Source organism: Pedobacter sp. Leaf41 (assembly GCF_001422545.1).
In the GTDB taxonomy this organism is placed as follows: domain Bacteria; phylum Bacteroidota; class Bacteroidia; order Sphingobacteriales; family Sphingobacteriaceae; genus Pedobacter.
This window is the reverse complement of record NZ_LMLE01000006.1, coordinates 305,559-332,246: the sequence shown is the minus strand read 5'-3', so window position 1 is coordinate 332,246 and position 26,688 is coordinate 305,559. Positions and strand designations below refer to the sequence as shown.

At 36.8% G+C, this 26,688-nt stretch carries 24 protein-coding genes and 1 tRNA gene; 7 read left to right on the top strand and 18 right to left on the bottom strand.

The genetic code is table 11. The annotated features are described in order from the left end of the window. Window positions 1-9: 9 nt before the first annotated feature. From ASE92_RS08755 to ASE92_RS08740, 4 genes are all read right to left on the bottom strand, one after another. Window positions 10-1,524 carry a S41 family peptidase gene (locus ASE92_RS08755; protein ID WP_056849723.1) on the bottom strand — a complete coding sequence of 505 codons (1,515 nt, stop codon included), beginning with the start codon at window positions 1,522-1,524 and terminating at the stop codon, window positions 10-12. 2 nt (window positions 1,525-1,526) lie between these two features. Further along, on the bottom strand, window positions 1,527-2,135 hold the full coding sequence (locus tag ASE92_RS08750) for an HAD hydrolase-like protein (protein WP_056849722.1): 609 nt from the start codon (window positions 2,133-2,135) through the stop codon (window positions 1,527-1,529). A gap of 1 nt (window position 2,136) precedes the next feature. Beyond that, window positions 2,137-2,616: a hypothetical protein gene (locus tag ASE92_RS08745; RefSeq protein ID WP_056849721.1), complete on the bottom strand. Its 480-nt coding sequence runs from the start codon at window positions 2,614-2,616 to the stop codon at window positions 2,137-2,139. 85 nt (window positions 2,617-2,701) lie between these two features. Continuing rightward, window positions 2,702-3,352, bottom strand: a complete 651-nt coding sequence (locus tag ASE92_RS08740) for an ABC transporter ATP-binding protein (RefSeq protein ID WP_056849720.1) — start codon at window positions 3,350-3,352, stop codon at window positions 2,702-2,704. Window positions 3,353-3,575: 223 nt separating this feature from the next. Between ASE92_RS08740 and ASE92_RS08735 the strand changes: the two genes are divergently transcribed. The 6 genes from ASE92_RS08735 to sucC all read left to right on the top strand — a co-directional run bounded on the left by ASE92_RS08735 (window position 3,576) and on the right by sucC (window position 9,121). Further along, window positions 3,576-4,211: a hypothetical protein gene (locus ASE92_RS08735; RefSeq protein WP_056849719.1), complete on the top strand. Its 636-nt coding sequence runs from the start codon at window positions 3,576-3,578 to the stop codon at window positions 4,209-4,211. A 1-nt stretch (window position 4,212) separates the two neighbouring features. Continuing rightward, window positions 4,213-4,509, top strand: a complete 297-nt coding sequence (locus tag ASE92_RS08730; RefSeq protein ID WP_056849718.1) for a transcriptional regulator — start codon at window positions 4,213-4,215, stop codon at window positions 4,507-4,509. A gap of 356 nt (window positions 4,510-4,865) precedes the next feature. Continuing rightward, the gene (locus ASE92_RS08720) at window positions 4,866-6,449 is read left to right on the top strand and encodes a DUF4173 domain-containing protein (RefSeq protein WP_056849716.1); all 1,584 of its coding nucleotides are present in this window, start codon (window positions 4,866-4,868) and stop codon (window positions 6,447-6,449) included. Between the two features lie 125 nt (window positions 6,450-6,574). Beyond that, the gene (locus ASE92_RS08715; RefSeq protein WP_056850026.1) at window positions 6,575-6,883 is read left to right on the top strand and encodes a hypothetical protein; all 309 of its coding nucleotides are present in this window, start codon (window positions 6,575-6,577) and stop codon (window positions 6,881-6,883) included. A 63-nt stretch (window positions 6,884-6,946) separates the two neighbouring features. Then, window positions 6,947-7,654 carry a hypothetical protein gene (locus tag ASE92_RS08710; RefSeq protein WP_056849715.1) on the top strand — a complete coding sequence of 236 codons (708 nt, stop codon included), beginning with the start codon at window positions 6,947-6,949 and terminating at the stop codon, window positions 7,652-7,654. A gap of 267 nt (window positions 7,655-7,921) precedes the next feature. Next, window positions 7,922-9,121 (top strand): ADP-forming succinate--CoA ligase subunit beta, encoded by a 1,200-nt coding sequence (gene sucC / locus ASE92_RS08705; RefSeq protein WP_056849714.1) that lies wholly within the window; start codon window positions 7,922-7,924, stop codon window positions 9,119-9,121. A 381-nt stretch (window positions 9,122-9,502) separates the two neighbouring features. Here sucC and ASE92_RS08700 read toward each other — a convergent pair whose 3' ends face one another. Then, complete coding sequence (locus ASE92_RS08700) at window positions 9,503-9,709, bottom strand: helix-turn-helix transcriptional regulator (protein WP_056849713.1); 207 nt, start codon at window positions 9,707-9,709, stop codon at window positions 9,503-9,505. Window positions 9,710-9,717: 8 nt separating this feature from the next. Then, window positions 9,718-10,314: a DUF2975 domain-containing protein gene (locus ASE92_RS08695; protein ID WP_056849712.1), complete on the bottom strand. Its 597-nt coding sequence runs from the start codon at window positions 10,312-10,314 to the stop codon at window positions 9,718-9,720. A gap of 386 nt (window positions 10,315-10,700) precedes the next feature. Between ASE92_RS08695 and ASE92_RS08690 the strand changes: the two genes are divergently transcribed. Then, window positions 10,701-11,561: an RNA polymerase sigma factor RpoD/SigA gene (locus ASE92_RS08690; RefSeq protein ID WP_010601359.1), complete on the top strand. Its 861-nt coding sequence runs from the start codon at window positions 10,701-10,703 to the stop codon at window positions 11,559-11,561. A 485-nt stretch (window positions 11,562-12,046) separates the two neighbouring features. Here the strand turns inward: ASE92_RS08690 and ASE92_RS08685 are convergent, their stop codons facing one another. The 12 genes from ASE92_RS08685 to ASE92_RS08630 all read right to left on the bottom strand — a co-directional run bounded on the left by ASE92_RS08685 (window position 12,047) and on the right by ASE92_RS08630 (window position 26,621). Next, the gene (locus ASE92_RS08685; RefSeq protein ID WP_056849711.1) at window positions 12,047-12,910 is read right to left on the bottom strand and encodes an AMP nucleosidase; all 864 of its coding nucleotides are present in this window, start codon (window positions 12,908-12,910) and stop codon (window positions 12,047-12,049) included. A gap of 95 nt (window positions 12,911-13,005) precedes the next feature. Continuing rightward, window positions 13,006-14,244 carry an ATP-dependent Clp protease ATP-binding subunit ClpX gene (gene clpX, locus ASE92_RS08680; RefSeq protein ID WP_056849710.1) on the bottom strand — a complete coding sequence of 413 codons (1,239 nt, stop codon included), beginning with the start codon at window positions 14,242-14,244 and terminating at the stop codon, window positions 13,006-13,008. Next, a complete protein-coding gene (gene clpP, locus ASE92_RS08675) occupies window positions 14,228-14,935 on the bottom strand; it encodes an ATP-dependent Clp endopeptidase proteolytic subunit ClpP (RefSeq protein WP_056849709.1) in 708 nt (235 codons plus the stop codon). The genes clpX and clpP overlap by 17 nt, the downstream gene beginning before the upstream one ends. Before the next feature lie 60 nt (window positions 14,936-14,995). Next, window positions 14,996-15,358, bottom strand: coding sequence for a four helix bundle protein (locus ASE92_RS08670; protein WP_056849708.1), 363 nt, complete (start codon window positions 15,356-15,358; stop codon window positions 14,996-14,998). Between the two features lie 58 nt (window positions 15,359-15,416). Continuing rightward, window positions 15,417-16,769, bottom strand: coding sequence for a trigger factor (gene tig / locus ASE92_RS08665; RefSeq protein ID WP_056849707.1), 1,353 nt, complete (start codon window positions 16,767-16,769; stop codon window positions 15,417-15,419). 136 nt (window positions 16,770-16,905) lie between these two features. Continuing rightward, window positions 16,906-16,987 (bottom strand) — tRNA-Leu (locus ASE92_RS08660). Between the two features lie 157 nt (window positions 16,988-17,144). Then, complete coding sequence (locus ASE92_RS08655) at window positions 17,145-17,450, bottom strand: hypothetical protein (RefSeq protein WP_056849706.1); 306 nt, start codon at window positions 17,448-17,450, stop codon at window positions 17,145-17,147. Window positions 17,451-17,493: 43 nt separating this feature from the next. Further along, window positions 17,494-18,291: a helical backbone metal receptor gene (locus ASE92_RS08650; protein ID WP_056849705.1), complete on the bottom strand. Its 798-nt coding sequence runs from the start codon at window positions 18,289-18,291 to the stop codon at window positions 17,494-17,496. Between the two features lie 90 nt (window positions 18,292-18,381). Then, window positions 18,382-19,059, bottom strand: a complete 678-nt coding sequence (locus ASE92_RS08645) for an ABC transporter ATP-binding protein (protein WP_056849704.1) — start codon at window positions 19,057-19,059, stop codon at window positions 18,382-18,384. A 102-nt stretch (window positions 19,060-19,161) separates the two neighbouring features. Next, window positions 19,162-21,585: an ABC transporter permease gene (locus ASE92_RS08640; RefSeq protein ID WP_056849703.1), complete on the bottom strand. Its 2,424-nt coding sequence runs from the start codon at window positions 21,583-21,585 to the stop codon at window positions 19,162-19,164. A 91-nt stretch (window positions 21,586-21,676) separates the two neighbouring features. After that, the gene (locus tag ASE92_RS08635; protein WP_056849702.1) at window positions 21,677-24,067 is read right to left on the bottom strand and encodes an ABC transporter permease; all 2,391 of its coding nucleotides are present in this window, start codon (window positions 24,065-24,067) and stop codon (window positions 21,677-21,679) included. A 184-nt stretch (window positions 24,068-24,251) separates the two neighbouring features. After that, the gene (locus tag ASE92_RS08630; protein ID WP_056849701.1) at window positions 24,252-26,621 is read right to left on the bottom strand and encodes an ABC transporter permease; all 2,370 of its coding nucleotides are present in this window, start codon (window positions 26,619-26,621) and stop codon (window positions 24,252-24,254) included. Between the last annotated feature and the right edge of the window lie 67 nt (window positions 26,622-26,688).

Genomic DNA, 26,688 nt, shown 5'->3' with positions numbered 1-26,688 from the left:
AATTTCCTGTTATTTCAACTTCAGTTTTCGAGTTTCGATCATTCCTTTAAATTCGTGGTCAAGTTTTTCGTTATTGCTATCGATTACCTGCCTAGATACGCCAGAAGTACTACTTAATGTGCTTTCTTTTAAATATGAGGTAAATGCACCTGTTGCAGAATAATTTAAAGCCTGGGCTAATAATTTTTCTGATGGGTCTCCGAAGTCTTTAGTCAAATCATCAACTACATCTTTATCTACTGCCATTCCATCGAAATAATCGCCAAAGCCTGATTGATTCTTCGTTTGAAACTGAGGGATGTACAAGTCTTTTTTATCGATTCTGAGAGAGAAAAACCCAACTGGTTTGCCGTAGGTTTTTCTACCAATTAACTTTACATCCATTACCGGTTTTAAGTTGTTAATCAACAACTCGCTTGCAGATGCTGTTCCGCCTGCAACCAAAAAATAAACCCTGGTTAATCCATTCAAACTTCCGCGTTTGGCAAAAACTTCTAAATTACCTCCCTGAGCTGTAGGTTGATAATCATAATCATAAAAAGAAAACATGCGCCTAACCCCATCTGAACCAGTTTGATAAAATTTTTGATTCTGGAGAATAGTAGCTTGTTTATCCTGCATTGTTTTGGTCCAATAAGTAGTATACATTACTTTTCCATTCTGCGATGCCGGAGCAATTAAATTGGTAAAAGCTTCTGATGTTGCAACCGAACCTCCGCCATTGTACCTTAAATCGACTACTAATTCAGTGATTCCATCCGTTGTAAATTTAGCAAAGGCAGCATCCAATAATGGAACAGAATTAGTGGTGAAGCTGTTAAAAACAATATAACCTATTTTTTTTGCCGCTACAGTATATGTATTTGAGTATAGAATAGGATTAATATTATAACTGCCTCTGTTAATTACCAAATCTTGTGAAGTACCATCAGGTTTTACAACAGTCATAGAGATACTGGGATTACTACCAAAAATACCATCGTTTAAATTGTCGATATCGCTTTGACTGGTTCTTAAGGTTGTTCTACCATTCACCCGGGTGATTTGATAGCCTCTTTTTAAACCGGCAAGAGCCGCAGGAGAAGTAGCGTAAACAGATTTAACGCGTAATAAATTATTAGCATCGTAATTTGCTGAAAAACCATAATCGCCACTTACACCGCCCAATTGCCCGGCAACTGCACCATTATCAATAAACGAATACTTATCTTTTCCACCCGTACTTGGCAAAGCCGCAAGCGCCGCTAATACTTGATCATCGTTCGCATACTTTCGTGGATTAAAGGTATCATAATCAGGCATCCCCACATTCCAGAAGTAAGTTTGTTTCGCATATAAAAAGATAGAATCGCGGGTTAAATAATCACGGTTTGAAGTTGGGGTTTGCAGTGTATTCTTTTCTACTACAGGGGTAGATGAATCTGAATCAGGTTCAGTACTGTTCTTTTTACAAGAAGCTAAAAAACCAGCCGACCCAACTAAAAAGAACAAAATGCTCTTCTTCACATTAACTTTTCTAAACATATTTATTTGTAAATTTCCAGTGACACAATATACGGCAAATTCATTAACTTGGATTGTTGTTCATCAAAATTATTTGCCCCCACAACTAACGCATCATTTGGCGATAAATTGTTGTCGTTTAATATCTTCTGAAATATTTCTGTCTTCTCTACGCCCATTTCATCTGCAAAGTATACCGTTAGGTAATTTTCCAGTCCATTCCATTCTGTTTGTTTAATTTTGTTAAGCTGCTGATCTGGATTTCCAGCCGTCACGATGAATATTTTTTTTCTTTCAATGACCAACTCTTGCATAAACTCTAGCAGGTTTTTGAACAATAAAAGTTTTAAAGGCAGTCGGGCATTTTGATGAAGCAAATCAAAATTGTATTGGTATTTGGCGTCAATTTCAAAAGCCTTCGCTGTTTTTACGAATAAACCCTCTACTCCTGATTGCTCAAATTCACCTCTCATGAAAGCTAAGATAGCTTGCGCATTTTTTTGCTCGCTATATTCGATAAACTGGGCAAATAAATAATAAACTTGAAGCAGATAATCCTTTTCAGGGTAAAGCACATTATCAAGTTCAAAAATGACGATCTGCTTATCTTTCACTAGCTCGTATGCATCCATCTTAAATTGTAAGGAGTTTTAAATCATCGTTTGAATTGTTATAGCCGAAAACGCCGTTTAGTTCTTCGTTCTGTTTAATAAAAATTTCAGCACTACTAGCAAAAATACATTCACCTTGAATGAATACTGCGTAGTTTACATAGTTGGTCTTTTCAAGCGAGATATAATTCAGTAACGAATCGGCTGGTGGAGTTAACACCTGAATGCCATATTCACCAAACAAAACGGCTGATTTAGCGAGGGGTTCTACTTCATAATTGTGTAACGGGATGATGCAATCGATAGCTTCAGTGATGCAAAAATTCAATAATAAATGTGCAATACTATCTTGATTGAGCTTGCCCAATGAGGTAAAAGCATAATTTTCAGTTACAATACCCGGAACATCGCCATAGTCGGCTAGCAGGACAAAATGACTAGGAAATGCCTTCATTAACTTTAAGGCTTTGGCATTATTTCCGCCAGTAATTAATATTTTCAATGTTTAAATGTTATTTGATATTCAGTTTTGAATGGGAAATTGATAATTGGTAGTAGATAACAGGCAATTGATAGATGGCAACTTCCTATACGATTAAACCGTCTTTCATCGTTACTACGCGATCGCTTGTTTTAGCCAGGTGTTCGTTATGCGTTACAATTACAAACGTTTGCTGAAAATTATCTCTTAGTGTTACAAAAAGCTGGTGTAAGGCTGATGCATTTTCTGAATCAAGATTTCCAGATGGTTCGTCAGCCAGAATAATTGATGGATTGTTAATTAGTGCTCTTGCAATGGCTACCCTTTGTTGTTCTCCACCCGATAATTGGTTGGGTTTGTGATTGGCTCTATCTTTCAAACCAAATAAATCAAGCAATTCCAAACCTCGGGTTTCTGCTTGTTTTTTATTCGTTTTAGCAATAAAAGCCGGGATACATACATTTTCCAATGCACTAAATTCAGGCAATAAATGATGAAATTGAAATACAAAACCAATATTTTGGTTGCGAAAAGCGCTTAATAATTCTCCACTTAATTTATTTATGATGGTTCCTTTAAGCTCAACTTTCCCATCATCAGGTTTATCTAGCGTACCTAAAATATGGAGTAAAGTACTTTTTCCCGCACCAGACGGACCAATAATACTTACGATCTCCCCTTTCTGAACCTCAAAATTAACACCTTTTAATATTTGCAGATTTCCGTATGATTTTCTTATTCCAGTGGCTTTTAGCATGGCGTAAAAATAGTTAAATTTTTGCTTTGTGAGTGATAAGTTACAGGTTGTAAGCATAAGGCTTGATGTATGACACCCCATTTACATTTTTATTATTTTTCAATCTGTGTAAGTCGTTAATCTTTATAATCGATCCGATAATAATCTGTAAAATCAATTTATTAAAAAAAAGTTTGCAGTTATCAGAATCTTACTTAACTTTGAAAAACAAAGCACTTTCAAAATGAGTAATTCTGAGGAACAACTAAACGCATTAAAAGACATCAGACAGATGATGGATAGATCTTCAAGATTTATTTCATTAAGTGGTTTATCTGGCGTATTTGCTGGAGTTATAGCTTTAATGGGTGCCTACTTTGCAAACGATGAAATTGAAAAATTCATCAACAAAAGAGGATATAGTTATGGAATAGAGGGCGAAATGGACTTGGAATTTAACTTAATCAAATTGGGTGTTTTTGTATTGGTAATTGCTTTAGCGGGTGGGATTTTATTTACTTATCGAAAAAGTCAACGAAATAATTTACCAATCTGGGACAAAACCTCCAAATCATTGTTAACCAATTTGGCTATTCCATTGGTAACTGGAGGATTATTTATCATCGCGTTGCTGATTAATCATGCTCATACTTATGCTATTATTGCGCCTTCTTGCCTAATTTTTTACGGGCTGTCGCTCATTAACGCAAGTAAATATACCTATAGCGATATTCGCTATTTGGGCTTCCTGGAAATCATTTTAGGATTAATTTGTATGTTTTATGTGGCTTACGGGTTAATATTTTGGGCAATTGGCTTCGGCGTACTTCACATTATTTATGGATTGGTGATGTATTTTAAATACGAGAAAGGCCAATAAAATGAAGAATCCAATAGCAGATCTTAATAAAATATTCGACAGCCGAATTCGGCTCGGCGTAATGTCGATGCTGATTGTTAACCATGAAATTAGCTTTAATGATTTGAAACAAATGCTGGAACTTACGGATGGAAACCTTGCATCGCATTTAAATACCTTAGAGCAAGCCGAATTTATTGAGGTACATAAAGGTTTTATCGGGCGTAAAACCAGCACCACCTATTCTATTACCATTTTGGGAAAACAAGCTTTTAAAGCGCATTTAGATGCCCTTGAAAAAATGATTAATAAACTTTAACTATTTTTTTGTACGCATACTTTGAATTTCAAAGTACTTTTAAAAAAAGAAATAATGCATAGAACTGAGTCTCCTTTAATTGTTAGCCTATCGAAAATGTGTGGACTATTCACTGCGATTGCAGCAATAATCCTCTTTACGTTGTTGATTATCTTAAAAGCGGAACTTTTGCTTTTGGGTTGTTTCCTATTTTTTATATCCTCAGTTTTCATTAATACATCACTACTAATTGCATTAGTCATTCAATTAATCATCAATGAATTCTTTAGAAAGGAAGTACTCATTTCTATTTACAGCATTCTCATCAATATCCCCATTTACTTCATCTTATTTTTAATCGGAAATTATTTTAAATTATGAAAACGAAACCTAATTACCTCCTACTCGCTACCCTTATTGGAGGGATATTATTCAACTTGATATTTTGGTCAGAAAGACTGGCATTTAACCTGCTTATCTACAGTGTATTTATCTTGAGTATTAACTTCTTCAACACCGAGGTTGCTAAAACAAAGAAATTTAAAATCTACGCAATTGTGCATTTACTTGCAGCAGTAATGGTAGTAGTTAACAATTCCGATTTATCGCTTGCTACATACTATATCAGTTTTTTACTATTTGTCGGTTTTTCTCATTATCAAAGCATCAGATCAGTTTGGGTAGCACTTATGGCTACAGCACTGCAAATTATTGCCATCCCAGCAACCGCATTTAGGCGACTATCCGATCTTCAAATCGGGAATTTCAAATTCAGACCATTGCTGAGGCCGTTAAAATATATCATCCTGCCAATCATTATGGTATTTATTTTCATCGGCATCTACAGTGGCGCTAACGCAATTTTTGAAAAATACGCCTCCGAACTTGGAGATAGCATTGCAAATGTACTCACAGATGTATTTGGCTTTATTTTCAAAGATTTAAGTTTCGAGCGCTTCATCCATTTTGGTCTCGGCTTAGCCTTAACCGGTGGATTACTCATCACCTTTTACGATCGTGTTTTTGAAAAGATTGAATTGGATCTGGAAGAAAATCTACATCGGAAGAAAAGTAAAAGCAGAATTAAAACCCTTTGGAATGAAGTTGCCCAAGTATTTATGGGCAGAGTGATTTCAAAAAAAATGGCGCTGAAAACCGAATACATTGTCGCGGTGATTTCTTTTGTTGCTTTAAACTTTTTATTACTGATGCTAAATGGAATCGATATTTGGTGGTTATGGCTTGGTAAGGGGAAACAATTGGCCGAAACGAACTATGCCGCCGAATTACACGATGGCACCAATGCCCTCATCTTCAGTATCATTTTAGCAATGGCCATTATCGTTTACTTTTTTAGAGGGAACTTAAATTTTTACTCAAAAAGTAAAACGTTAAAAATTCTGGCATTTGCGTGGATGATCCAAAATTTTCTATTAATTATTTCTGTTTTCATTAGAGATGCGCAATATATAGAAGTTTATGGCCTTACTTATAAACGTATAGGCGTTATTGTATTTGCCACACTCTGCATAGTGGGCTTAAGCACTGTTTATTTGAAAATAGCCAGGCAAAAAACATTCTTCTATCTGCTAAAGATCAATGGAAATATTTGGTATCTCCTATTATTGGTTTTCACAATGGTGAATTGGGATGTTGTTATTGTAAAATACAATTTAGCGCACAGAGAAACCATCGCATTCGATCCTGATTATTTACTTTCCTTATCAGATAAAACGCTTCCAATAATTGATCAGCATAGAAGGGAACTTGATTTATCCGACGGAAATTTTGGAAGCCTTGCGCCTAGAGGTACAATTCTCATTGGCGCCACAAATGATCAACTTCAATTAAAGCTTGATCAGAGAATTGGCTTTTTTAAAGAGCGGTACGAGAGCGTTAGCTGGCTTTCTTGGAATTTGCAGGATTGGAATACGGCTGAATATTTTGGGATAAAAAAATGAAAATATCAGTCATCAACCAAGTCCAAAAATTATTCAAACGGTACAATAGCTTTTATTAGGCAAATAGACGATTTCACTTGCAACAATTATTAAAAATTTATAAATTAATTAACACAAATAACATCATGAAAAATCAAGAAACATTAAGCCCATTTAAGTTAAGAATCACAATTATTTTGAGCGTGATCGCATTCATTTTATGTATTCCGTTAATTGCAATGCAGTTTACCAACGAAGTAAACTGGACACTATCAGACTTTGTAGCTGCCGGCGTATTGCTATTAAGTACAGGTTTAGCCATCGAACTGGTTATAAGAAACATAAAAACCGGTACCAGCAGAACCATTGCTTTGGTGGTAATTTTAATTGCACTGTTTTTAATTTGGGCCGAAATGGCTGTCGGTATTTTTGGGTCGCCAATAGCTGGAAGTTAATTCTAGGTTGCAAAAATCAGAAACTTTTCCATTTAACTCGAATCATTTAAATCCAGCTACATTATGAAAAACATAACACTCATTGCAGTCATCACCATTAATTTATTAATGTTATCCTGCTCAAATCAAGAAAGAACAATTTCTACAGAAGTAGATAATCCATCAGGAACCAGCGAAGAACCAAAAGCGCCAAAGGTAAAATATAGCTCTTCGATCATAATCGAAAATAAGCATCTAATCATTTATCCATTACAGTTAAATGACCGCCAATCTGATAGCTACAAACGCGATGGAGGAATAAACTATTGGAATTTAGCATTTTATAATGTGATATCGGGCAAAAGTGAATTATTGACACGTGAGAAACTGATAATCAATAGTTTTAATGTTGGCAACCCAGATAAAAACCCAAACCAATCCGCTTTACTAACGAATAATTTTATCTATTACGAGGTTACCAATGCTGATTTTGACGGTGACAAAAAGTTAACATCTGCAGACCCTAGGACGTTGTTTTTATCCAGCTTGGAAGGCAAAACCTTTGTTCAAATTTCTCCTGAAAATTATTCTATACAGAATTGGAAACTCGACGAAAAGCATGATTTGATCTTAATGGATCTGATAAAGGATACAAATGGTGATAAGATTTTTGATGACAAAGATGAGCTGGATTATTTCGTATACAACCTTAAGAGCAGAGCTCCGGCCAAACCTGTATTCGATAAAGCTTTTAAAAATGAGGTAAAAGAACTCGCTAAAAAGGTCTTATAAAATTTACAAGCGACCCAATCCAAAAACGCTAGCCGCAGTTAGATAAATGCTCTGAAAAGCGGGAATACTTTTGATTTCTTTTTAAGAGTTGACAACTTCAATATCAAATTGGAAAGAAAGCTGTCAACTCTACAAGTTTAAAAAATTGTAGCATGGGCAAGACTACTATTCCCGATTAACATAAAACGTTCATTTTCTACAAAAAAACGGAAATATCTATTTGTTTAAAGGGTTTGAAATTGTAGCTTTGGGCAAATTTTGTAGCAAATGAATATTCACGAATACCAGGGTAAACAAATATTAAAAAGTTTCGGTGTTAACGTTCAAGAAGGAATTGTTGCCGACACTCCAGAGCAAGCTGTTGAGGCTGCTAAGCAACTGAAAACTGATTATAATTCTGATTGGGTTGTAATCAAAGCGCAAATTCACGCAGGTGGCCGCGGTAAAGGAGGAGGCGTTAAATTAGCCAAAAACCTTGATGAAGTGAAACAACGTGCAACCGATATTCTTGGTATGCAATTGGTTACCCCTCAAACCGGGCCAGAAGGTAAATTAGTGAGTAAAATTTTAGTCGCTCAGGATGTTTATTATCCAGGTGCTTCTGAAACCAAAGAATATTATATTTCAGTATTGTTAGACCGTGCAAAAGGTCGCAATATTATTATGTACAGTACTGAAGGCGGTATGGATATCGAAGAAGTTGCTGAGCATACTCCACACTTAATTTTTAAAGAAGAAATCGACCCTAAAGTTGGTTTACAAAGCTTCCAGGCTCGCAAAGTAGCTTTTAACTTAGGTTTAAGCGGTGCTGCACACAAAGAGATGGTTAAATTTGTAACTGCTTTATATAAAGCGTACGATACTACCGATTCATCGATGTTTGAAATTAACCCAGTGTTAAAAACTTCTGATGATAAAGTGATCGCTGTTGATGCTAAGGTTGATATAGATGAAAATGCATTATACCGTCACCCAGATTATGCAGCAATGCGTGATACGGCTGAAGAAGATCCGATGGAAGTTGAAGCAAGTGCTTCTAACCTAAACTTCGTTAACCTTGATGGTAACGTAGGTTGTATGGTTAACGGTGCTGGTTTGGCAATGGCGACAATGGATATTATTAAATTGGCTGGTGGTGAACCTGCTAACTTCTTAGACGTTGGTGGAACTGCAAATGCACAAACTGTTAAAGCGGCTTTTAACATCATTTTAAAAGACCCTAACGTTAAAGCGATTTTAATCAACATTTTCGGTGGTATTGTTCGTTGCGACCGTGTTGCGCAAGGTGTTATCGATGCTTATCAAGAAATCGGAAATATTCCTGTTCCAATCATTTGCCGGTTACAAGGTACAAATGCAGAAGAAGCTAAAAAATTAATTGATGAATCAGGACTTAAAGTTTACTCGGCAATCGCTTTAAAAGAAGCTGCAGATTTAGTAACTAAAGTTTTGGCTGAACAAGCGTAAAAAAAGTTGAAAGGTGAGAGTTAAAAGTTGAAAAACTAAAATTCAAAGCTTGTTGAATAAAAAAACCTTTCAGTGCAAACTGGAAGGTTTTTTTGTTTCCAAAATTGCCGTCATTGCGAAGCCGATTTTCCATCGGGTGCGGCAATCTCATTTGCTTTTTTATGTAAATCAGGTTTCTGTGCACTTAGGTTCCGAAAGTCCTGCTATCCTTCCTTCCGATAAAAAAATCGGCATCCATCCTATCAGGTTTATTTAACATAATTCAGTGCAAGAAACGAGAATTTGAAACCCATTGCGTTTTTCCGTGTCTTCCGTGTTTCCGTGGAAAAAAACAACAAACTAATTAAGTTTTCTTCCCGCTCATTGCATTTAGAACCTAAGCTAATTAGCTCTAAATTCTAAAATATCTCCTGGCTGACAATCTAAAACCTTGCAAATGGCTTCCAGGGTTTCCAACCGAACTGCCTTTGCTTTACCGGTTTTTAATATGGATAAATTAGACATCGTGATCCCAACGCGTTCACTTAATTCGGTAAGCGACATTTTGCGACGAGCAAGCATTACATCTAAATTTATAATAATTGGCATTTGGTTATTTATATGGTTAAATCGTTTTCCTCTTTCAGCTTTCTTGAGTAAGAAAGTAAATCATATATTATCGCAAGCACCGCAAACAAGGAGAGTAACGTAAAATTGAAAGATAAATTTGTATCAAGAAAATATTTAAAATCATGACCCGACAATTTACTAACATACTGATTTAGTAAAACCATAGATAAAAATTTCAAGGCAAAAAATATCATCACTCCAATTGCAACGCTCTGCCAAAGTCTGGTCTCGGTTATCGTTTCAAAAATTTCAGGCTTTTTGTAATTTAAAGTTAAGGTAACTCCGCCCACCATTAAGTAAAATAGTGTTGCTGCTCCCATTCCACCCAATCCATCTTCTGATAAAATTAAAGCCTGCATCAATGTTGGCTTAAATTCATACACACCAATATTACTATTTGTAAACTTGCCAGTGCCAATTATCTTAATCTCTTTTTTAGCATAAGGTTCGGCTAACTTTATGGCTATTGAGCCATCTCTATAGTTCGAGACGGCAGTGAATATGCCACTAACAATGCTAGTAATCGCAATAAAAATCAGGCTTATACCTGCTTGCCTAGAAATTTTAAAAGTATTAATTTTCATGAAATTAAATTTGAAGGGTTAATTTTTGTGGCAATTCAAATTTTAATTAACTACAAAAGCAAAAGCATTATTGCAAGCTCATATAATTAGTAAAATCTTAAGAGCGTCATATATTTTCAATAATCGACTTATCAAACATAAAAAATAAATTATTAATTAACAAAATATATTTATTGATTTACAATAAATAATAAATGTTAATCAATGATATTAAGATAGTGTTAGTAATTACTGTCAAAAACTTTATTGGAATGATTTTTGTTATAAGTAAAACTATAAAAAACGTGTGCAAACAGCAACATTTTCAGTATTTTATCCTTTCGGATTGCTATACAATTTCGTAACTTTGCACACTTCAACAATTAAAGAGCACACAAAACGTATAAATGAGACAACTCAAGATAACGCAATCCATTACCAACCGTGAAAGTCAGTCGTTAGATAAGTACCTACACGAAATTGGTAAAGTAGATTTAATAACAGCAGAGGAAGAGGTAATTTTAGCAAGAAAGATTCGTGAAGGCGATCAAGCTGCATTAGAGCGATTAACTAAGACCAATTTACGTTTCGTAGTATCTGTTGCAAAACAATATCAAAATCAAGGTTTAACCTTAGGTGATTTAATTAATGAAGGTAACTTAGGTTTGATTAAAGCGGCAAAACGATTTGATGAAACTAAGGGTTTCAAGTTCATTTCTTACGCCGTTTGGTGGATCCGTCAATCGATTTTGCAAGCTATCGCAGAGCAAAGCCGTATTGTACGTTTACCTTTAAACCAAGTTGGTTCATTAAGTAAAATCAGCAAGGCTTTCTCTAAACTAGAGCAAGAATATGAGCGTGAACCATCGCCAGAAGAATTAGCAGATATTTTAGAAACTACTGTTGATAAAATTTCGGATACTTTAAGTAACTCTGGCCGTCACGTTTCAATGGATGCTCCGTTCGTTCAGGGTGAAGAAAATACATTATTGGATGTATTGGAAAACCATGAACCAAACACCGACAGTTCATTAATCAACGAATCATTATCAGAAGAAATTAAACGTTCTTTATCTACTTTAACAGAAAGAGAAAGAGAAATCATTGTTTTATTCTTTGGTTTAGGCTCAAATCATCCTCTTTCGTTAGAAGAGATAGGTGAAAAATTCAACTTAACCCGTGAGCGTGTTCGTCAGATTAAAGATAAGGCGCTACAACGCTTACGTCATACTTCAAGAAGTAAAATCTTAAAATCTTATTTGGGCTAAAATTATAACTTTTGTTATAACAGTAATATCTAGGGACCGACAAATTTGTCGGTCTTTTTTTATGCACTAAATTTTCAAACGAAATTATGCTTATATCAACTTAGCTATAACCCACTATCGCATTTCTCAGCAAGGTAGCAGGAAGCCGTATTTTACAACAAAGCCAATCTTGCGCTTTCCGAACCCTGTCTCGTCATTGCGAGAAACGATTCTTCATCGTTTAGTGGCAATCTCACTTCTGCGATATAATACCCGAATGAGATTGTTTAGTCGTAACTCCTCGCAAACGACCGGTGATATCAAAAACTTCAAACATTTAAGCCCGTCAGTCTCACGCAAGTGGGAATCCTAAAGCGATCGCTGATATTTCAAGTGATCCTGGCGATGTGGGCAGCTAGTGCATAAAAAAAGATCGGTAAACCGATCTTCAATTGATATGTTTTTTCTTCCTAGATTGCTTCGTTCCTTGCAATGACGACAAATTGTTAAAACAGCAAATGTTTAACTGTAAGCCCATTATTAATCAATTGCTTTAAAGAGTCAATTCCAATTCTTAAATGCGTTTCGACATACTTCTCCGTTACAGCACTATCGCTTTCTGCGGTTTTAACACCCTCCGGGATCATTGGCTGATCTGAAACCAATAACAATGCTCCTGCTGGAATTTTGTTTGCAAAAGCAGTAGTAAACACCGTAGCTGTTTCCATATCAACTGCCATCGCCCTTAATGTTTTAAGATACTTTTTAAATTCTTTATCGTGCTCCCAAACCCTTCTGTTTGTGGTATAACAAGTTCCGGTCCAGTAATCTCTACCATGATCACGGATAGTTGTAGAGATTGCTTTCTGCAATGCGAACGCTGGCAATGCCGGCACTTCTGCAGGAAGGTAATCGTTTGAGGTTCCTTCTCCCCTAATTGCTGCAATTGGCAAAATTAAATCGCCTAATTGGTTTTTCTTCTTTAACCCACCGCACTTACCTAAAAACAAAACTGCTTTTGGCTTTATCGCTGTTAATAAATCCATCATAGTTGCTGCAAGCGGACTACCCATCCCGAAGTTGATAATGGTAATTCCATTTGCGGTAACGCTTTGCATAGGCTTATCCAAACCCATAATTGGGGCGTTGTCGTTCCACTCCGAAAACATGCTCACATATTTACTGAAGTTTGTTAGCAAAATATATTCACCGAACTGATCCAGCGGGCGGCCGGTATATCTTGGCAACCAATTTTTAACAATTTCGTCTTTCGATTTTAAACCAGATTTAACAGGACTTTCAACCTCTTTAACCTTTTTGGCTTTCTCCACTATGGCTTCGTCTTTTTTTACGTCTTTTTCTTCATTCATATTTTAAGGGCTTTGAGCAAAGCGCTTGGCGCTTAGCGTTAATAAATATTGTATTAAAAAAAATCCCTCCCGATGCTCGGGAAGGATTTGAATTTTTATGCGGCTTGTAACTTCTTGAAGTCGGCCTTTTCAAATTTTTCTATCGCATAATCGAGCGTGATGTGCAACTCCTTGACATCCGTTTGCGTCGGCGTGTCGAACATTGCATCCAACATAATCGCTTCACAAATCGATCTCAAACCACGAGCACCCAGTTTGTACTCCATTGCCTTGTCGACAACAAAATCCAAAACATCATCTTCAAAAACTAAGTTAACATCTTCGTAAGCAAAAAGCTTAACATATTGCTTAATTAATGAATTTTTAGGCGCTGTTAAAATATTACGTAGCGATTCTTTATCCAAAGGATTTAAATGCGAAAGCACTGGAATACGACCAATTAACTCTGGAATTAAACCAAAAGATTTTAAATCTTGAGGTGTGATATACTTGTAAAGATTTTTAAGATCTAAAACGGTTTCATCTTTCTTCACCTTATAACCAACAGCCTGCGTACGCAAACGATTTGCAATTTTACGTTCAATACCATCAAAAGCACCTCCGCAGATAAACAGAATGTTGTTGGTATTTACCGGAATCATTTTCTGATCGGGGTGTTTTCGTCCGCCCTGAGGTGGAACATTTACAACCGTACCTTCCAGGATTTTGAGTAACGCCTGCTGAACACCTTCGCCTGATACATCACGAGTGATTGAAGGGTTGTCGCTTTTACGAGCAACCTTATCCACTTCATCAATATATACAATGCCACGTTCTGCTGCAGCAACATCGTAATCAGCAGCCTGAAGTAAACGTGTCAAAATACTTTCTACATCCTCTCCTACGTAACCAGCTTCCGTTAACACCGTTGCATCACAAATACAAAATGGAACGTGCAGAATTTTCGCAATGGTTTTAGCCAAAAGGGTTTTACCTGTACCTGTTTCACCTACCAGCATGATATTCGATTTCTCGATCTCAATCTCGTCTTTATCAACTTTTTGATTTAAACGTTTATAATGGTTGTAAACTGCAACTGAAAGTACTTTCTTAGCGTCATCCTGACCAATTACATATTGATCCAGATGCTGCTTTATTTCTAAGGGTTTAAGTAAAGAAATAGCAGCCTGGATGTTTTTAGTGTTTTTGGTTCCTAATTCCTGTGCAAGCAGTTGATTGGCCTGAGTTACACACTTATCGCAGATAAATGCATCCATGCCTTCAATTAACATTAAAGTTTCATGCTTGCCAGAATGGCAGAATGAGCAACGGGATTCTTTATTTTGTTTCGCCATCTTTTTTTGAGTTTCTCGATAAAACTTCATCAACCATACCAAATCCTTTTGCCTCATCGGCAGTCATCCAGTAATCGCGATCTGAAGCTTTCTCTACCCAATCATAACTTTGGCCAGAGTGCTGTGAAATAATATCGTATAATTCTTTTTTCAATTTTAACATTTCTCTCAAATTGATCTCCATATCAGATGCAACACCTTGTGCACCACCTGATGGCTGGTGAATCATTACTCTTGAGTGAGGTAATGCAGCACGTTTACCTTTAGCTCCTGCAACCAATAATACAGCGCCCATTGATGCCGCCATACCAGTACAAATTGTAGCCACATCTGGCTGAATATATTGCATCGTATCATAAATACCTAAACCTGCATATACCGAACCACCTGGTGAATTGATGTAAATCTGAATGTCTCTATCAGCATCTGTTGATTGTAAAAACAACAACTGAGCTTGAATAATATTGGCATTCTGATCGTAGATTGCATCACCTAAAAAGATAATACGATCCATCATTAACCTTGAAAAAACGTCCATTTGAGCTACGTTCAACTGACGTTCTTCAATAATGTAAGGCGTCATGTTCTGTGGGTTCATGTTCGCCTGTGCAATAAATTTATCTACGTGTAAACCGCCAATCCCCTGATGTTTAACGGCAAATTTTCTGAATTCTTGTGAATCTATGTTCATAATATTGTATTGCGTTTAGAGTTTGGCGTTGAGCGTTGATTAACGAATAGCCAAACCGGATTATAATTTTAACAAATATTTTCTGAAGTTGGTTAATTTCCGTGCCAATTTATCTAATTCTTCTAGATAATAAAGCAGTTCAGTGTCAGAAATGTATTTTCTTCTTTCCAATACCACCAAAATATTAGCATTTTCAAATGCAGATCTATGCGCAATGTTCAGATAATGAGCAAATTCCTTGTTTGAAATGGAACCAGAACCTTCGGCAATATTATTGGATATGCTAAGAGCAGCCCCATTGAGCTGCTCTGCAAATCTGTATTTTTTATCGACTGACAATCGGTCAGCTATATCAAGTAATTTATCAGTTAGTTCGATAGATAACTGCCAAACTTCGAGCGATTGAAATTTAAATTGAGCCATCGCTAAATATAAGCAATCGATCAATCATTTTTGAACGCCTACCGCTAATCGCCTAACGCTAGTCCTTCTTATCCAACTCTACAAACTTATCGTAATCAATTTCTTTTTGATCCAAGGTTACGATAGTTTTAATTTGTTCGAAAGTTTTAGCTGCTTTAACCTCTTCGAAAGTGCGGTTCGCATTTTCTTTATCTTGTAAAAATTGAACAGCGTATTGCGCCAATTGATCTTCTGGAAGCGGACTTGGGCTATACATTCTAAATTGAGCATCTAACTTAGCTTTAGCCGCTGCAACAACATCTTCATATTTAATTTCGATGCTATTATCTTTGATGATTTTGTTTTCGATTAATGTCCATTTAAGGTTTTTAGCGAAATCATCATAACCTTCTGCTAATTCTTCGTCAGTTAATTTTTCGTTTGTTGCTTTTAACCAACGACGCAAGAAGTCATCCGGTAAATCAAAAGCGTGTTTTTGTAAAAGTGCTTCGTAAATATCGTTTGATAATTTACGTTCTGCATCTTGTGTAAACATACTTTCTACTTCTTCCTGAATTTTTGCTCTGAAGCCAGCTTCATCTGTTACCGTGCCTTCGCCAAATACTTTATCGAAAAATTCCTGATTTAAATCTGATTCTTCCAAACGGTTAACATTTTTTACTGTCAACTGGAAGTTCGATTTTAAATCTGCTGCATCCTCTTCAGAAATATTTAGTGCTTTAGCAATCGCCGCTTTATCTTCAAATGTTTTTTGAACATCGATTGTTACTACGTCATCCTTTTTTAAACCCACTAATGATTTAAGAACTTTTTTATCCGAGATTAAATCTAAACGGATAGTTGCAGTATTGGAGATGCCACCTTCGAAAATAGAACCATCTGCACCTAACTGAACCAATTCAGCATATAAAACATCACCTTCTTCAGCAACTTCCGGGTTTGTCATTTTACCATAGCTGCGACGGATATTTTTGATCCGGCTTTCCAAAGTCTCCTGATCAGCTTTAACCACATACTGTGTAAATTTATCTTTAGAAGAAACATTAACATCAAACGCTGGTGCTAAACCCAATTCGTAATCGAACTCGAATTCATCTGTGTTATCCCACTTAAAATCGCGTTCGTTATCCATTTGAGGCAATGGCTGACCTAAAATTTCTAATTTTTGCTCAGCAATATAGTTTGATAACGTATCATTTAATAAGTTATTGATCTCTTCTACTAAAATGCTTTTGCCATACATCTTTTTAATGTGAGCAGCAGGAACCATTCCCTTACGGAAACCAGGTAGTTGTGCTTTTTTAGCCTGATCTTTAATGGCTTTTTCTACTTTCGGACTATAATCAGCAGGTGCGATTTTGATTTTTACAACAGCATTTAAGTTGCCGGTTTTTTCCTGTGTAATATTCATTTTTAGAGATATGAGTATTTAGAAGTGAGATGTGAGACAAGCTTAGTGTTCGCAAATCACCCCCGTTGTTATTAATCAATGTTTTTAAAAACAAAACCGTTCCGATGTTTAAATCGAAACGGCCTTTATCTTGTTGTGCGGAAGAAGGGACTCGAACCCCCACGCCGTGAAGCGCCAGATCCTAAGTCTGGTGCGGCTACCAATTACGCCACTTCCGCAGTTAGGATGTATTAAGGACTGCAAAGATAGAAACTAGATTGAATAATCAAAAGGTATGCACCAGTTTTTATCAATTATTTTTTATTAAAAAAGCTAAGTCGCTAATTCTGAACGACAAAAATTTCAAAATAATATTAATTATTATCTTCAGCTTTGCTACTTCATCACCACTTCAGAAACTTCTATCAAATCTGGCCCACCCTCTATTGGGTAACCCGCGACTTTGGTACCTCTTAAAACTACTTGTTTATCGGCATAGGTATCGAGATTTAAACTACTACTTCTAAGCGCATAAGGTTTACCGCCATAACTAATGGTATGGGTTCCGTACTGATAAGTCGTCATTCCCAATTTGGTTATCCTGCCCTCAATGGAAATCGATTCTCCGGAAGACGCAGATCGCATGATCCCACATCCAGAAATCGCAGCAACAAATAATGTGAGGTAAATAAATTTTTTCATAGGTGAAGATATTAAGTTTTATAAACTAAGGAACAGTGAAAGACTAATAAAGTTCTTTTTGAAACTCGAAAAAATATTGAACTGCCTTAACTAAACGGCTTCCATACCAACTGAACATTTCCCCATCAACCAACATGACCTTCGCATTTGGAATGGCGTTCTGTATTTCTTCAATATGTTTTTCTTTAAAAGGATAGGGTTCTGATGAAAGTAGAATCAGTTCGCAATTAAGATGTTTCAGTTTCTCCAATGTAATTTGTGGGTATCGATCTTGTTGAACAACATTAATCATTCCGTTGGTGAGCAGCACATCATCAATAAAAGTGTTTTTACCTGCAGCCATAAAAGGTTTTCGCCAAATGAGATAGGCTACCTTTTTATCAATTTGGTGTTGAACTGCTAACGTTTTCAAATCATTAAAACCAGCTGAAATAAGGTGGTTAAGGTATGCAGCTTCAGGGTCACGATCTACCAGTGCACCAATCTGCGAGATGGTTTTCATGGCATCATCTAAGGTAAAAATGTCGCTCATCCAAACTGGAAAATGCTCGGCTAACTCTTCAATATCGCTTTGCGTGTTTTCTTCTTTATTTCCAATGATGAGATCGGGATTCAAATCTTTAATCAGATCGATATTAAGTTTTTTCGTGCCGCCAACCTTCGTACGTCCGGCAAACTTTTCTATCGGATGGATGCAAAACTTGGTTAAGCCGATAATTTCCTGATCTAAACCCAAATCAAAAAGCAATTCTGTTTGTGAGGGAACAATAGAAACAATGCGTTTGGGCGGAAAGTCGAGTGTAACCTTCCGTCCCATCTGATCGGTGAACGTTTTTTGCATCAAGCAAAGTTATAGTTTTAGGTTATAAGTTCTAAGTCGGGCGTAAAACTTAAAGCGTATAACCTAAAACTTAACATGTAGCACTTACCACTAAACTTGCACATCACCCTTAACAACGCCGTCGGCAATGTGTAAGATCCTATTCCCATATTCAGCATTTTTTTCAGAATGCGTTACCTGGATAATGGTGATCCCATCTTCTTTATTTAATTTTTGGAAAAGCTGCATAATTTCTTCTGCCTGTGCCGATTGCAGATTTCCAGTAGGTTCATCGGCCAGAATGATGCTCGGTTGAGCGGCTAAAGCCCTTGCAATACCGACCAGTTGTTGCTGACCTCCCGAAAGTTGGTTTGGAAATAAATCTTTTTTAGCTACGATATTAAACCTATCCAGCAAGTTAGCAATTCTGCTGGCACGTTCAGCGCTTCCCACTTTTTTATAAAGCAGTGGCGCCTCTATGTTTTCGTAAACCGTCATCTCATCAATTAAATGATAAGCCTGAAACACAAAACCAATGTGATTGCGGTAAAGTTCAATTCGTTTACGTTCATTTAAACTGGTTACATTTTCGCCCATAAACTCGTAAGTGCCGTAAGTCGGCTCCTCAAGCATCCCTAAAATATTCAGCAGAGTTGATTTACCGGCGCCAGATGGTCCCATTATAGACACAAATTCGCCTTGTTTAATTGTAGTGGTTACATGGCGAAGAATGTAACTTTTAACCCCTTTATTGGCGTAATATTTTTCTATATTTTTAAGTTCTATCATAAAAGTTGTGAGTTATCAATTGTAGGTTATCAGTTTAAGAGTCTCGAATAAGTTTGTAGCACGTCTACATCCTTAAAACTTATAACCTAAACCGTTCTTGTATTATTCATATTTAAGCGCCGTTACAGGATCCATAGTCGCTGCTTTCCTGGCCTGAATACTTACCGTTAATATCGCTATGGTGATGGAAACCACTGTTGCCACTATGAAAGGTAAAACAGGCATATCAATCCGATAGGCAAATGCATCTAACCATTTTTTAATGAGAATATAAGCGATTGGCCAGCTGATGACATTAGCGATGATCACCAATATCAAAAACGACCTATTTAACAGGTTGATAATTTCGTAATTAGCAGCGCCTAAAACTTTCCTAACGGCAACTTCTTTTGTTCTTCTTTTTGCAACAAAGGTTGATAATGCAAACAAGCCTAACAAAGACAATGAAACCGAAATCGTGCTAAATAGTACAATCATGTTCATAAACCTGTTGTTCTCCTCTAACACCTTATTCAACGAATCATTCATGGTAACATATGACATTGGATAATTAGGGTACGCAACTTTCCATTCGGCCTCGATTTTTCGGATAATCTGGGCGCTATTTTCACTATTGAACCGAACTAATACATTATTCGTCATGGAGGTGCCACCCAAGTGGGTTACCTTATAAATAGTTGGCAGAACAGCCTTATCAAAGCCTTCGTTATGATAATCTTTTATGACGCCAACAATCTGGAAAGTGTATTTTTCCTTGTCACTTTTCACATCATACAGTTTACCCACAGGGTATTTATCAATTAATTTAGCAGCGCTTTCATTGATCACCACAGCGTTTACGGTATCTTGTTTGTATTCTTTTGCAAAAATGCGCCCCTGCATTACTTTAACTCCTAGTGCCTGCAAGGCATCCATGCTTACCGTAACTGTATTTAAGGCAATGTTATTATCCTTATAAGTGATTTCTTCGGGAATGTTGAAAGCATTACCCATTACCTGCGTGGTGGTAGCGATGTATTTTACACCTGGAATTTTTCGTAAGCGTTCGGCAAATTTTTCTTCATAATTGGTTCTGATATTGATTAAGTTTCCCTTATCGAAACCTAAATCTTTATTGCTTACATATTTTGTTTGCTGATACATTACCCCAATAGCAATGATAAAAGTGACCGAGATTACGAATTGAAAAACGACCAAAACGTTCCGGATTGCCGTTCCTTTTAAACCGTTGGCATAGTTGCCTTTTAAAACTGATACCGGATTGTAGTTTGATAAAACCCAAGATGGATAGAAACCAGCAAGCAGCGTGACGACGACAAACAGCATAACGAGTTGGAATATCATTAACAATAATCTTGGATTATGCCAAAAGCTTAAGGTTACATTGAAGTGTTGGTTAAATGCAGGCAATACTACCTCGACCAGAACAACGCATAGAAAGAGTGCTATTACACTTTGTAAGGCAGATTCTAAAAGAAATTGTGTAAGTAGCTGATGTTTATTGGAACCTAAAACTTTTTTAACGCCAACCTCTTTAGCCCGGTTAACAGATTGAGCGGTTGCTAAATTTACAAAATTGATTACCGAGACTAAAAGCAAGAAAATAGAGATGCCAACTACAGGTTTTAATTTATCTTTCCAGCTGAGATGTATGGCGGGATTTGCGTGTACCTCCGCCAGCTGCAACGCTCTTAATCCAGGCGTTTTCCCATCTTTATAATAGTCATTGTAATTTATTTTTTGCTTAGCAAACGATGCTTTTTTAGCTTTTACATAAACTTGTTGTAGCGTCTTGTTTAAACTTACGCTATCTAAATCACCATACATTTTAGCGTAAACCTGGCAATAGTGCTTGGCTGTAATGTTATCTGGATCTTTATCTTTTTCACCAGTCCTCATGATGGCATTGAAACCAACAGTTTGCGGTGTTTGTGGCTCTTTTACCACTCCTGTAACTGTTAATTGCTGACCAGGATCATTTCTCCAGATCACCAGCTTTAGCGTTTTCCCTAAAACTTTGGTGGTGCCGAACAACTTGAGCGCAATACTTTCTTTTAATACAATCGATTTTGGCGATTTAAGGGCGGTTTCCGTATTACCCTGGATAAATTGATGATCGAACACGCTGAAAAAGCTGCTGTCAGCATCCTTAACTTTCTGTATCATTACCGGGTCTGCATGCCTAACTTTTACAGAATAGCCAGCGTTCCAATCCCACTCCTGATCTACTCTTGTAACGGCTATCGCCTGAGGGATATTTTCTTTAACCAAAGCTGCCATCCGACTATCTACAGCATCTTGCCAGTGTTCTTTATTATCAGGTGTAAAGAAGTCATGTTTCTCACGTATTTGATAAACATTTTTTAAATCCGGCGACCAGGAATCGAAACTTTCTTCGTGATTGATGTATAGCAACATCAATACAAAAGCCGTTAATCCAAGTGCTAATCCGCCTATATTTATGGCTGCATAAACTTTGTTTTTCCAAAGGTTCCGCCACGCGATTTTTAAGTTAAGTTTGAACATATTTCTAAAGGTTGAAGGATAAAAAAGGTTGAAGGCTGGAAGGTTCCGGATACTTTAATCCTTCACCTTAAAACCTTTCACCTTCCCTCCTTTATTCATATTTAAGTGCATCAATTGTATTCGCAACAGAAGCTTTATAAGAGCGGATGGATACAGTTACTAACGTGATTGCCATGGAAATTACCATCGCGAGAGCAAAGGGCCAGATGCTGATATCGATTCGATAAGCAAAACCGGAAAGCCATTTGGAAACGAAAAGATAAGCCAATGGCCAGGCAACTAAATTGGCGATGAAAACCATTACCAGAAATGAACCGTTGAGCATTTTTACCAGTTCGATGGTTGATGCACCCAGCACTTTCCTAATGGCTACTTCTTTGGTTCGCTGAGTGGCTACGAAAGAAATTAGGCCGAATAATCCAATGAATGAAATGAAGATGATTACGCCTGCAAAAACTTTAAAAAGGGTACCCATTATTTTTTCGCCCTGGTAATAGTTGTTGATTTCTTCATTTAGAAAAGATTCGTTGTAAACAGATTCAGGAAAAGTATTCTTCCAAATCTGTTCAACGTTTTTCATTGTTGCCAACATCTGTTTAGCATTTAATTTAACGGCGGCATAAAAAAATCTTGGTTTTAAAGAACCTACTAAAATGGGGTCGATATTTTCGTGTAAGCTCTTGTTTTTAAAATCTTTGATAACGCCAACAATCGGCGCCTTCATGCCACCCAAAGAAATCATTTTTCCAATCGCATCGTTAGGGTTGCGCACATTAAGTTTTTTAAGCAAAGTTTCATTTACCAAATATTCGTTCGTTGTGTCGGATTTTACCAGGTTTCTGCCTGCAACGAGTTTCAGATCGAAGGTTTTTAAATAATCCTCATCAGCATTTTTTGTATTCACCTGGAAATCAGCATCTCTCTCACCATTATAAGAAAAAGTACTACCATTATTATTTTGCGAAGATGGTGCTGTTCTGCACAAACTAACTCTTTCAACACCCGGAATTTGCTTTACCTGCGTTTTAAAAGCAGCGAAGCGTTGCGTCGTCAAACTATCATTCGGTAGGTCGACCATCGCAACTGCTGTCGGATTAAAACCAAGAGGTTGCTCGCGGATGTATTTCATTTGCTGAAGAATAATCAGCGTGCCAATAATTAGCGTAACAGTGATGGCGAACTGAACAACCACAAGCACTTTTCGTAAACCTAAACCGCCGGTATTAGCCGAAACTTTGTTTTTTATGGCCAGCGCAGGATTAAACCCTGACATTACAACCGCGGGATAAAAACCCGCGAGTAAACTCACGAAAACCACCAGCATGAGCATGAAAACCAAAATAATCGGGTGTTGAAAAATACTGAACGAAATTTTCGAATCGAATAAACGCTGCATCCCCGGCAAAGCGATTTCTGTTAACACGCTTCCAATTAATAGTGAAATAAGCACAATTGTTAAGGTTTCAGTTAAAAATTGCACTACTAACTGGCCTCTCTGGCTACCCATAACTTTGCGAACACCAACTTCTTTTGAACGACTTACCGCCTGTGCCGTGGCGAGATTTATAAAATTTATTGATGCGGTAATCATCAGGAAGAAACCGATAACGGCCAAACCCCAAAGTTGCTTTTTGGGCATAATTCTACCAGAGAAACTGCCGTACTTTTCATTGTAGTGAATATCACTTAAAGCTTGAAAAAAATGCCCCTCCTTACCTGGAGCTGCTTCTACATAGTATTTTTTAAGAAACGATTTTAGCGGACCTTCCAGCGTTTCGATTTTTACCTGTGGTTTAAGTTTGAAATAACTTTCGGAGTTTGAGCCCACCGAACCCCATCTGCTTAGGTTTCTACTTTTGAAGGATTTGTATGAAAGCATAACCCTGAGAGGCACCGAGTTATTCTCGGCAACATCATCAATTACACCACTCACAGTATAGCTTGTTTTACCATCGAAATTAAGGCTTTTTCCTGTAGCTAACTTCCAATCGCAGAAGAACTTAGTGGCCATTTCTTTAGAAAGCACCGCATTATTTGGGTCGCCAAGTGAGTTGTAGTTGCCAGCCAGCCATTTATAATTGAAAACTTCGAAGAAATCGGGTTCAACATAGAACACACTTTCTATTACTTTGAGCTTTTCTTTCCCTGTCTCATCTGCAATTTTTATAAGTCCGGCGCTTTGCTCAATTGCCGAAATTTTATCTATGTACGGCGAAAAATCGTTTCTCATTGCCGGCGTTAGTGGCAACGGAACGCCCTGAGTGTAAAATTGATTTCCATCAGCATAATCGAATGTAGAAACTACGCGATAAATCCTGTCTTCATCTTTAAAGCCTTCATCAAAACTCATTTGGTATCTAATAAAAATAAAAATGAGAATACAACTAGCCATCCCGATTGATAAACCAAGAACATTGATGAAAGTATAACCCTTGTTTTTCCAAAGGTTTCGCCAGGCGATTTTTAAGTTGAGTTTGAACATGTTTTTAATTTGCTGGAGAATTTCAGTTTTGAAATGAAGCTTTCTAACCTGATGCTGCTTGTGCCAATTTTATACCACTATAAATAACCATTTTCAATAGTTTGATTATCAATAATTTACAATTAATCAGCAATATAAACTGTTCGATTCCGAACAAATGTTTGTTCAAAATCGAACGGACAGGCTATTCGTATTTAAGTGCATCGACGGCATTTGCTTTTGCAACCTTTATCGATTGAATACTGACCGTCAAAACGGCAATCAGGAAAGAAACCGCGAAGGCCATCACAAAAGGCAATACCGATATGTTGATCCGATACTCGAATGCCGACAACCATTTGTTTATGATGACATACGCTAAAGGGAATGCAATCAGATTGGCAATAGCTACTAACTTGACAAAATCTTTGTTGAGTAAGGTAAGTATATGGCTTGTGCTAGCGCCTAACACCTTCCTGATGCTAATTTCCTTTTTGCGCTGTTCTGCCATAAACAATGCTAATCCAAGTAAGCCTAAGCAAGAAATAAAAATTGCAAAACTCCCAAACCAATTAGAGAGCGTTCCTAAAAGCTTTTCAGAATTATATTTCTCTTCAAATGAATCACTTACAAATACCCGATCTACCGGATAATCAGGATTTATTGCTTTCACCATTGCATCGATTTTTGATAAAGAGGCACTTATATTTGCAGCTTCATTTAAGCGAAGTAGAATTACACCGCCATCGTCATGATAGGCCCTGTTGAAAATCATGGGCGCAACTTTTTGATAGGGTGATTCTGCGACAAAATCCTTCATCACACCAATAATGGTACATTTATATTCTCCATAATCAATCACTGTTCCTACCGGGTTTTTAAGCGCCATGATTTTGGCTGCAGCTTCATTGATTAACACTTTATTCGAATCGCCAGGAAATTCGATTTTAAATTCTCTTCCTGCAACCATCTCGGTGCCGGTAGTTGCAATAAAATCGTAACCAATTCCACGTTGATTAAATAAAACTTTGTCGTTAGGATTTTTTCCAGGCCAATTGATATCTGATGTGTTATTTCCTCCTTCATCAATATTCATACTCAGCAGAGAAACGCTGGTCGCAGCGCCAGATTTCAAAATCTTGGTTTTTAAAAGTTCAAGTTTACTCGTTTGCCTTAAGTTACCTAAAGCTGCCATTTGAACTAAATTCCCTTGACTATAACCTAATGGTTTATTTTTAATATAGGTTAGCTGCTGATAAATTACCAATGTGCAAACAATTAAACATGCTGCAAATACGAATTGAGAAACAACAAGTACTTTTCTAACAGAAATGGCTGAACCCGTTTTTACGCCGAAACCTTTCAGCACCTTAACGGGATCGAAAGATGAGAGATAGAATGCAGGATAGCTGCCTGCAAGCAACCCTGTAAATACCACCAAACCTAACAAGGTAAGCCAGTATCGCCAATTGTTGTATTGAATTATTAAGTTGATATTTAGGATGGAATTAAAATATGGAAGACTAATTTCCACTAAAATAAAAGCGATTATTGTTCCGATGAGGGCAAGTAACGTGCTTTCTAAAATAAACTGTGCAACAAGTGCTTTTCTGCTAGACCCTATTGCTTTACGAACACCAACTTCTTTTGCTCTTTTCTCTGACCGGGCGGTAGATAAATTCATAAAATTTACACAAGCTATCAGCAGGATACAGATGGCGAGCATGAAAAAAACTCGTAACTTGTCTATTTTTCCTCCCGCAGATTTACCGTTTTCAAACTCATTGTAAAGGTGTAATTTGGAAAGTGGATGCAGAAAAAGTTCATTTAATAAGCCTTTTTGATTTCTTTGATAGATTCCTTTTACAGCAGCGTTTACCTGATCCAATAGGCTACTATTTTGAAGTTGCACAATGGTTAAACAGAAGTTACTTCCCCAGCCTTGCTCTTTGATCCATTTTTGTCTTTGTTCATTCAATTTCCAAGGCATCAAATAATCAAATTTGATGCTGGTGTTTTCTGGTAAATCAGCGATAACGGCTTCAACTTTTAATCCACCTTCATTATCAAGTTTTACGATTTTACCAAGTGGATTTTGGTTCCCAAATAATTTATGCGATAGTGATTGAGTCAGAATAACACTATTGATATTATTTAATGGAGAAATAGCATTGCCACTTAAAAACTTGTAATCAAGTATTTTGATAAATTCCGGATCGGCAAATAAACCTTTATTCTTTATTTTTTTATCATCGTAGCTGATTAGTTGCTCAAATGGGTAGGAAGATCTTGCTGCGTTTACTACTGCAGAATATTTGGCTTTTAATTCTGGCGCTAACAACCCAGGCGTCCAGGCCCAGGTATGCACTTTTCCATTGGCCGTCATATTGGTATGCGCTACGTAAGTCGTTTTGTAGTTTTCATACTGTTTATCAAAACTAAACTCGTAAGAAACGTACAGCAATAATAGCATACAGCTCGCCAATCCGATAGCTAATCCACCGATATTAATCAAGCTGAACCCCTTGTTTTTCCAAAGGTTTCGCAATGCGATTTTAAAGTTAAGTTTGAACATAATTGGTTATAGGTTATGTGTTACCTGTTGCGAGCCCAGACTTATAACTGGTAACCCGCAACTGTTA